Raw genomic sequence first — 7,676 nt, 5'->3', positions numbered from 1 at the left:
CGGTGGTGCGGCGGCGGCCGGTGACGGGGTGTCCGGCGAGGTTGACCCAGTAGCAGCAGTGGCGCAGGTCGAGCCGGTCGTGTCCGGCGCGCAGCCAGTCGTCCTGGGAGCGCGGCAGGATCATCACGACGAGGATCTTGTGCACGGAGACCGGGGTGCGGGCGAGTTTCTCCAGATGGGCGTTGTCCAGGGTGAAGGAGAAGGAGCGTCCGCGGGGGTGCGGGGCGATCTGCGAGGTGGCCTTGAGCTGCACTTTGATGGTGACCTCGTCGTCGACGAGGTGGCCGGGGGCGCTGTGGCTGACGTGCCAGTCGATGCCGTTGTCCGGGAAGGGCTGGGACAGTGAGCACCCCGCCGCCGCGGCGACGGCGTGGAGGTAGCCGACCTGCAGGGTCTCCATGCAGGCGGTGGTGGCGAGGGTGCCGCGAGCGGCCGGTGTGCGCTCCGGCAGCAGCCCGCCCCGTTCGGGCTGCGCGATGGCCATGACCAACAGCCTTCCAGAACAGTCGAATCCCATGCGCGGGTCGCTGAACTGCAAAGACCCGTACTCCTGTTGTCTCCTTCCGGCGTAGTGCGCAAACAGGGCGGGTATCACCGCTGCGAGCAGTGGGCGGCGCGTCAACTGCTGGTGGCGAGCGAGGGGTTGGTGGGTATGACGTGCTGGTACGAGGGGCCGCTGGCCGCCTTCGACACGGAGACCACGGGTGTGGACGTCGAGACCGACCGGATCGTGTCGGCCGCTCTCGTCGTCCAGGACGCGCCGGGCACGCGGGCGCGGGTGACCCGCTGGCTGGTGAATCCGGGTGTGCCGGTGCCGGCCGCGGCGACCGAGGTGCATGGGCTGACGGAGGATCATCTGCAGCGCACCGGCCGCTGGCCTGCGCCGGTGATGTACGAGGTGGCGCAGGCGCTGGCGGAGCAGGCGGCGGTGGGCCGGCCGGTGGTGGTGATGAACGCGCCGTTCGATCTGACGCTGCTGGACCGGGAGTTGCGCCGGCACCGGGCGTCGTCGCTGGCGCGCTGGTTCGAGCGGACGCCGCTGCTGGTGCTGGATCCGCGGGTGCTGGACAAGCATCTGGACCGCTACCGCAAGGGCCGCCGTACGCTGACGGATCTGTGCGCGCACTACGAGGTGGAGCTGGAGGAGGCGCACGACGCGGCGGCGGACGCGGTGGCCGCGCTGGAGGTCACGCGGGCGGTGGGCCGCCGGTTCGCATCGCGGCTGGAGCGGCTGTCCCCGAGTGAGCTGCACACCTTGCAGGCGGTGTGGCACGCGGCACAGGCGCGGGGTCTTCAGGCGTGGTTCCAGCGCACGGGCACGGAGGAGGTCGTCGACCCGGCCTGGCCGCTGCGCCCGGATCTGCCGGCGGCGGCGTGACCTCGCATCACCGCGGGAACGAAGGAAGCGACGTGGTCCGCCTTCTCGGCGGACACACGTCGCTTTCATGGGCGTGGGCGATACTGGGTTCGAACCAGTGACCTCTTCGGTGTGAACGAAGCGCTCTCCCACTGAGCTAATCGCCCGGGAACGCACTGAACAATACAGGGGTCGGGACGCTTCGTTCAAACCGCTTCCAGGTGCGCCGCCAGTCCGCGCCGCCCGGCTCTCAGCATCAGCGCGTGGTTGGCCCGGAAGAGCGGCCGTCCGGGCACGGCGAGCAGCCGCAGCAGCCGTGCCCGGACGTCGACCTCCTGCTCGTAGTGGGCGAGGCAGCCGTGGGCGCCCAGGTCGGTGACGGTCCACCGCGCCCAGCCGTCGATGTCGCCGGACAGCCCGGCCTCCAGCACCCCGTTCTCCCGGTCCCGCCGTCCTTCGCGCAGGGTGAAGGTGAGGTCGTACGGGAGGACGGAGCGGATCGTGACGATGCCGGTGGTGTCGTCGAGGCGGGCGACCTCGCGCACCTGCGGCCACCACCGGGGGTAGTCCTCGATCCGCTCCAGTACGCCGTACACGGTCGCGGCGGGCGCGGACAGTGTCCACACGGTGCGGAAGCGGTAATGGTTCCGGTCCATGTACGGAGTGTGCCCGCCCGCGCGCCGCTCGTGCGTCACGGCATGCGGTCCCCGAGGGGCGCGGGGTTCTCGGTGGCCGCGCGTCCGTGCCGGTGACGCTCCTCCACGGCGACGGCGGCCGCCGCGACGGCCCCCAGCGTGGGGACCGCGAGGGGGGTGCTGAACCAGGCGGAGCAGACCACGACGGCCAGTCCGCCGATGAGCAGGAAGGATCCGGCGGGGTCGCGGACGGTGTGCCGCCCGGCCCGCGCCAGGAGCGGCCGCCAGGACGCACCGGGCCGCCACAACGCCGCCGCGCGCAGCAGCGCGGCCGCCGCCCCGAGCAGTGCGAGCACCCCGACGGCCCTGACCGCCGGACCGCCCGGCAGCCCCGCCCGTACGGCGCGCAGGTCGAACCAGACGACGGCCGCGGCGGCCCACCCGGCGAGCCCGACGAGCCATCCGCCGCGCACCGCCGTCCGGAAGTCGGCGGTGAACTCGCGCCACCCGCCCCGCTCATGGGCCAGATGCCGGCGCAGGTGCCGGGCGCCGGCCGCCAGAGCGGCGGGGTAGGTGACCAGGGGCAGCGCGGCCAGCGCGATCCAGACGCCGGTCAGCAGGCACTCGGCGAAGAGCGCGAACCTCTCCCGGGCCGTCGGGCCGGTGCGTGCGAGGGACATCGTCGGCTCACTCAGCCCTTCAGTCCGGAGGTCGCCATGCCGTCGATGAGGTGGCGCTGGAAGGCGAGGAAGAAGGCCAGCACCGGCAGCAGCGCGACGAGCGACATGGCGATCATGCCGCCGTAGTCGGCGAGTCCCTCCTGGTCGACGAACATCTTGAGGCCGAGGGAGACGGTGTACTTGCTGGGCTCGTTGAGGTAGATCAGCGGGCCCATGAAGTCGTTCCAGGCGTTGATGAAGGTGAAGATGGCGCTGGTGATCAGCGCGGGCCGGCACAGCGGCAGCACGATCGACCAGTAGATGCGCAGGTGCCCGCAGCCGTCGAGCCGGGCCGCCTCATCCAGTTCCCGGGGCAGGTTCCGCATGAACTGCACCATCAGGAAGACGAAGAACGCCTCCGTGGCCAGGTATTTCCCCAGCAGCAGCGGGGTGTACGTGTTGATCATGTCGAGGTTGCGGAACAGCACGTACTGCGGGATCAGCAGCACGTGGTACGGCAGCAGCAGCGTGCCGATCATCAGGGTGAAGAGCAGATTGCGGCCCGCGAACCGGATCCTGGCGAAGGCGTAGGCGGTGAGCGAGCAGGAGATCAGAATGCCGGCCACCGAACCCACGGCGAGGAACAGCGAGTTGAGGAAGAAGGTGGAGACGGAGATGTCCGCGATGCCGTCGGCGAGGCTGGTGTAGTTGGAGACGGTCGGGTCGGCCGGGAAGAGGTCCAGGCTGCCGACGACGTCCTCGCTCCGCTTGAACGACCCGCCGACGACCCACACCACCGGGTAGAGGATCACCGCGAGGACCGCCAGCGACCCGAGGTGCCAGGCGAGCGAGCCGGGCAGCCGCCGCGCCCTCTTGGGTGACGGGGCGCGGGTGATGTCGGTGGCCTGTGTGCTCATCGGCCGCCCTCCTCGTAGTGCACCCAGCGCTTCTGGGACCGGAACAGCACCGCCGTGACCAGGGCGACGGCGACGAGCAGCATCCATGCCATGGCGGAGGCCAGGCCCATCCGGCTGTTCTCGAAGCCCTGGACGTACAGGTAGCAGGTATAGACCATGGAGCCGTCCGCCGGACCGCAGGCGTTGCCGCCGGCGCCGCCGCCGACGATGTAGGCGGAGCTGAAGATCTGGAACGAGTGGATCGTCTCCAGCAGGACGTTGAAGAACAGCACCGGCGAGATCATCGGCAGGGTGATGTTCCAGAACTGCCGGAACCTGCCCGCCCCGTCGACGTCGGCCGCCTCGTACAGTTCCCTCGGCACCTGCTTCAGCCCGGCCAGGAAGATGACCATGGGCGCGCCGAACTGCCAGACGGTCAGGGCGACCAGGCTGTAGATGACGAGGTCCGGGTCGCCGGTCCAGCCGCCGACGTCGACGCCGAACGCCTTCTGCGTCCGGTCGACGATGGCGTCGTCCGAGAAGATCGCCTTCCAGACGATGGCGACGGAGACGCTCGCCCCGATCAGGGACGGCGCGTAGAAGGCGGCCCGGTAGAAGGCCTGCCCGCGCCGCTTCTGCGCCAGCAGCAGAGCCACGCCGAGGGCGACGAGCAGTTTGACCGGCGTGCCGACGACGACGTACCAGAGGGTGACCCGCACCGAGTGGCGCCAGCGCGGGTCGCCGAACATCTCGGAGAAGTCGTCCAGGCCGATCCAGCGCGGGGCGTCGAACAGGTTGTAGTCGGTGAAGGCGAAGTACAGCGAGGCGGCCATCGGGCCCGCCGTCAGCAGCAGGAACCCGGCGATCCACGGGGACAGAAAGAGATAGCCGGCCAGGTTCTCCCGCCGGCCGCGTGTCTTCGGGTCGGAGGGGCGCAGGGGTGTGTCCGGACCGTGCCGCGGCTCGGCGTCCTTCGCCCGGGCCTGCGTCGCGGGGGCGTGTGTCACGGCGGTTCCCCTCAGCTGCCGAGGGCGGTCTTCGACTCGTCGAAGAACTGCTCGACGGCGTCGGCCACCGACCGCTTGCCGAGCCCCAGCTCCTCGCCGATGCGCAGGAACGCGGCCTCGCAGATGTCGGCGCCGTTCGGGTGCGGGGTGACGGGCTCCAGCACGTCCGCCGCGACGAGGGACTCCTCGTAGGCGGCGATCGCCTTGTTGACCGGGTCGGTGGGCCGGTACGCCGCGTACTGCGCGGTGGTGGCGGGGACGCCGCGGTCGTAGCCCATGATTCGGGCGACCTCGGGGTCGTGCACCATGAAGTCGATGAACCGCGCGACCTCCGCCGGGTGCTCGGTGCGCCGGGAGGCGCTCAGCATCAGCGAGCCGAGGTACTGGCCGGTCCGCTTGCCGTCGGTGGTGGGAATGGGGGCGAGACCGTACTCGCTCCTGCCTTCGGAGGTGTAGCGGACGGTGAAGTTGTCCCAGGTGAACTCGCTGCCCGCGAGTTCGGCGGACAGCGCCGACTTGGGCTTGATCTGGGCGACCTTCTTCGGGTCGGCGAAGAGTCCGGACGTCACGCCCTTCTCCGCCTTCGTCCACCACCGGGTCAGATCCGACTCGGTGAAACCGAGAGCGTCCTCGGTGAAGAAGGCCTTGCCGTTCTGACGCAGATACAGGTCGTAGAGGTACATGACGCCGTACATGCCGCTGTCGCCGGCGCGGCCCGTACGGTCGCGCACCCGCGCCATCGCCTCGTCGAAGTCGTCCCAGGTCCAGCCCATTTCGGGGGTGATGCCGGCGCGGGCGTAGACGGGCTTGTCGATGACCAGGGCCATCGAGTTGGAGCCCACGGGCACGCCGAGGAGCTTGCCGTCGATCTCGCCGAACGTGTCGAGGCCCGCCCGGAAGCCCTCCATGCGCAGGTTGCCGGCCTTCACCTGTTCCTCGAGGTCCAGGAGCACATTCTTCGCGTCGTATTTTCGGAGGAATCCGATGGCATTCTGGAAGACGTCCGGCGGATTCCCGCCGGAGGCCTGCGTGTTGAACTTCTTCCAGAAATCGGAGTACGGCTGGAAGTCGGTCTTGACCTTGATCTTCGGGTACTTCTTCTCGAAGAGGTCGATGGTCTTGTTGATGCGCCGCGCCCGGTCCTCCGCACCCCACCACGCATAACGGATCGTCACCGTTCCGTCTCCGGAGCCGCTACCGCCGCCGCAGGCGGTCGCCGTCGCACCGAGTCCCGTGACGGCGAGCGAGGCCCCTGCCGCCTTGAGGACCGTCCGCCTCTCCACACCCTTGCGCTGCTGCATACGAGCCCTCCCCGCGACGGTTACGGACACTCTGCGCATCGCTTTGCGAGCGCCGCAGTGAATCGTTTCAAGCAAGCGCTTGCTGGCACAAGGTACGGAGGGCCCGGGGGTGCGTCAATGATGCGGACAGGAATCGCCGGCGGGCCTTCACGGGCGCCTGCCGGCGGGCGCGGAGGGGACGGTCCCGGGCCGGGAGGGAAAGCGGCAGGTACCCGCCCCTGTGGCCGACCGGCCGAACAGCGGGCCCGCGGTGGTGGCGGGGCTCGCGTCAGGTCACGGTTGGGTCAACGGGGGCGAAGCGGAACGGGGCGCGGGGCTGCGGCGGAGGCGTGTCCCGCGCACGACGAAGCGGCCCGGCTCACTGTTGGTGAGCCGGGCCGCTTGATCCCGGTGGGCGATACTGGGTTCGAACCAGTGACCTCTTCGGTGTGAACGAAGCGCTCTCCCACTGAGCTAATCGCCCGGGCGCAGGAAGAACATTACCCCATGTCAGCGGGTGCCCGTGACCACGGTGACCGCCGTGAGTGACGCGCGCCGGGGGCCGGCCCCCGGCGCGCGTCACTGGTCCTTGATCTTCCAGGGCATCTGGAGACCGAACTTCCACAGGTAGAAGCCGGCCAGCGCGGCGACGATCACCAGGCCGACCGACGTCAGGATGATGTTGCGCCGGCGCACCCGCGGGTCCAGGGCCCGCTGGGCGGCCTCGGTGACCTTGCGCTTGGTCCAGCGCAGCACCAGCTGGGCCCAGACGAACTCGGTCGCCCAGATCGCCATGCCGCCGAATATCACGACCCATCCCGGGCCGGGCAGCGGCAGCATGATCACACCGGCCACGACGACGGCCAGGCCGACGACGAAGACCCCCACCTGCCAGCTCAGATGCAGCGCACGGCGCGCCTTGACGAACTCGGGCGCCCTCGACCCGAGCCCCTGCTCGTCCCGACGCCCGCTCTCGTCCACCGTCACCCCGTGGGCCACTGTCACGGCCTCGCCGGACTCGTTACTCCCCGTGTTCATACAGCCCAACACTACCGGAGCCGACGACATCACCGGAATGGACGCAGGACGCGAACGATCTCTCGGCCGGAAGAGTTACGTAATCCCACGCAAAACACTCAGAGGGGTTTACAACGGCACCGTAGGTGGCATGTCGATTTCGCCGACGTGCGAATCCCCGAGCGCACACTGAGCGAAAGGCCCTGGCGCTTATGAACACCACGGTCAGCTGCGAGCTGCACCTGCGCCTCGTTGTGTCGAGCGAGTCCTCCCTGCCTGTCCCCGCAGGCCTGCGGTACGACACGGCCGACCCCTACGCCGTGCACGCCACCTTCCACACCGGAGCCGAGGAAACCGTCGAGTGGGTGTTCGCCCGCGACCTCCTCGCCGAGGGACTTCACCGCCCCACGGGCACCGGCGACGTCCGCGTCTGGCCGTCGCGCAGTCATGGTCAGGGCGTCGTGTGCATCGCCCTGAGCTCTCCGGAGGGGGAGGCCCTGCTGGAGGCCCCGGCACGGGCTCTGGAGTCCTTCCTGAAGCGCACAGACGCCGCCGTGCCGCCCGGCACGGAGCACCGGCACTTCGATCTCGATCAGGAGCTGTCGCACATCCTGGCGGAGAGCTGACGAGGCCGCCCTTCAAGCCGCCCGGCGCCGTCGACTCGGGGTGACGGCTCGGGCTTGGACAGCCGCGTGCGGGTGTATGCATACGGCTCTTCTGCACCGGTGCCGGTGCCGCGGGTTGTCGCGGCTCGGTGCCGGTGCTTTTTGGTTGGGTGCCGGGGCGTTGTGGGCGCAGGCGCGGTGCCGGGGCGGCGGGGGTGGG

At 69.9% G+C, this 7,676-nt stretch carries 9 protein-coding genes and 2 tRNA genes; 2 read left to right on the top strand and 9 right to left on the bottom strand.

Annotated elements, in window-relative coordinates; translation table 11 throughout:
- Positions 1 to 484 (bottom strand): DUF4365 domain-containing protein (locus CCN29_RS18455; RefSeq protein WP_086683153.1); only part of this gene is annotated, 484 nt, incomplete at its 3' end.
- 168 nt (positions 485 to 652) lie between these two features.
- Between CCN29_RS18455 and CCN29_RS18450 the strand changes: the two genes are divergently transcribed.
- Positions 653 to 1,378, top strand: a complete 726-nt coding sequence (locus tag CCN29_RS18450) for a 3'-5' exonuclease (protein WP_086683150.1) — start codon at positions 653 to 655, stop codon at positions 1,376 to 1,378.
- 74 nt (positions 1,379 to 1,452) lie between these two features.
- Here the strand turns inward: CCN29_RS18450 and CCN29_RS18445 are convergent.
- The 8 genes from CCN29_RS18445 to CCN29_RS18410 all read right to left on the bottom strand — a co-directional run bounded on the left by CCN29_RS18445 (position 1,453) and on the right by CCN29_RS18410 (position 6,872).
- A tRNA-Val gene (locus tag CCN29_RS18445) sits at positions 1,453 to 1,524 on the bottom strand.
- 39 nt (positions 1,525 to 1,563) lie between these two features.
- Entirely contained in the window at positions 1,564 to 2,013 is a 450-nt protein-coding gene (locus CCN29_RS18440) for an SRPBCC family protein (protein WP_031022779.1), read from the bottom strand.
- 35 nt (positions 2,014 to 2,048) lie between these two features.
- Complete coding sequence (locus CCN29_RS18435; protein ID WP_086683147.1) at positions 2,049 to 2,672, bottom strand: hypothetical protein; 624 nt, start codon at positions 2,670 to 2,672, stop codon at positions 2,049 to 2,051.
- A gap of 11 nt (positions 2,673 to 2,683) precedes the next feature.
- Positions 2,684 to 3,568, bottom strand: a complete 885-nt coding sequence (locus tag CCN29_RS18430; RefSeq protein ID WP_086683144.1) for a carbohydrate ABC transporter permease — start codon at positions 3,566 to 3,568, stop codon at positions 2,684 to 2,686.
- Positions 3,565 to 4,554, bottom strand: a complete 990-nt coding sequence (locus tag CCN29_RS18425; protein WP_086683141.1) for a carbohydrate ABC transporter permease — start codon at positions 4,552 to 4,554, stop codon at positions 3,565 to 3,567. The genes CCN29_RS18430 and CCN29_RS18425 overlap by 4 nt, the downstream gene beginning before the upstream one ends.
- An 11-nt stretch (positions 4,555 to 4,565) precedes the next feature.
- Positions 4,566 to 5,855 (bottom strand): ABC transporter substrate-binding protein, encoded by a 1,290-nt coding sequence (locus CCN29_RS18420; RefSeq protein WP_086683139.1) that lies wholly within the window; start codon positions 5,853 to 5,855, stop codon positions 4,566 to 4,568.
- Between the two features lie 391 nt (positions 5,856 to 6,246).
- Positions 6,247 to 6,318, bottom strand: a tRNA-Val gene (locus tag CCN29_RS18415).
- A 95-nt stretch (positions 6,319 to 6,413) separates the two neighbouring features.
- On the bottom strand, positions 6,414 to 6,872 hold the full coding sequence (locus CCN29_RS18410) for a TIGR02611 family protein (RefSeq protein ID WP_031022769.1): 459 nt from the start codon (positions 6,870 to 6,872) through the stop codon (positions 6,414 to 6,416).
- Positions 6,873 to 7,063: 191 nt separating this feature from the next.
- Between CCN29_RS18410 and CCN29_RS18405 the strand changes: the two genes are divergently transcribed.
- Positions 7,064 to 7,477 (top strand): SsgA family sporulation/cell division regulator, encoded by a 414-nt coding sequence (locus tag CCN29_RS18405; protein ID WP_004002642.1) that lies wholly within the window; start codon positions 7,064 to 7,066, stop codon positions 7,475 to 7,477.
- Positions 7,478 to 7,676: the final 199 nt, after the last annotated feature.

The organism is Streptomyces pseudogriseolus, assembly GCA_002154585.1.
Classification (GTDB): Bacteria; Actinomycetota; Actinomycetes; order Streptomycetales; family Streptomycetaceae; genus Streptomyces; species Streptomyces pseudogriseolus.
This window is presented reverse-complemented; position numbering and strand designations above follow the sequence as displayed.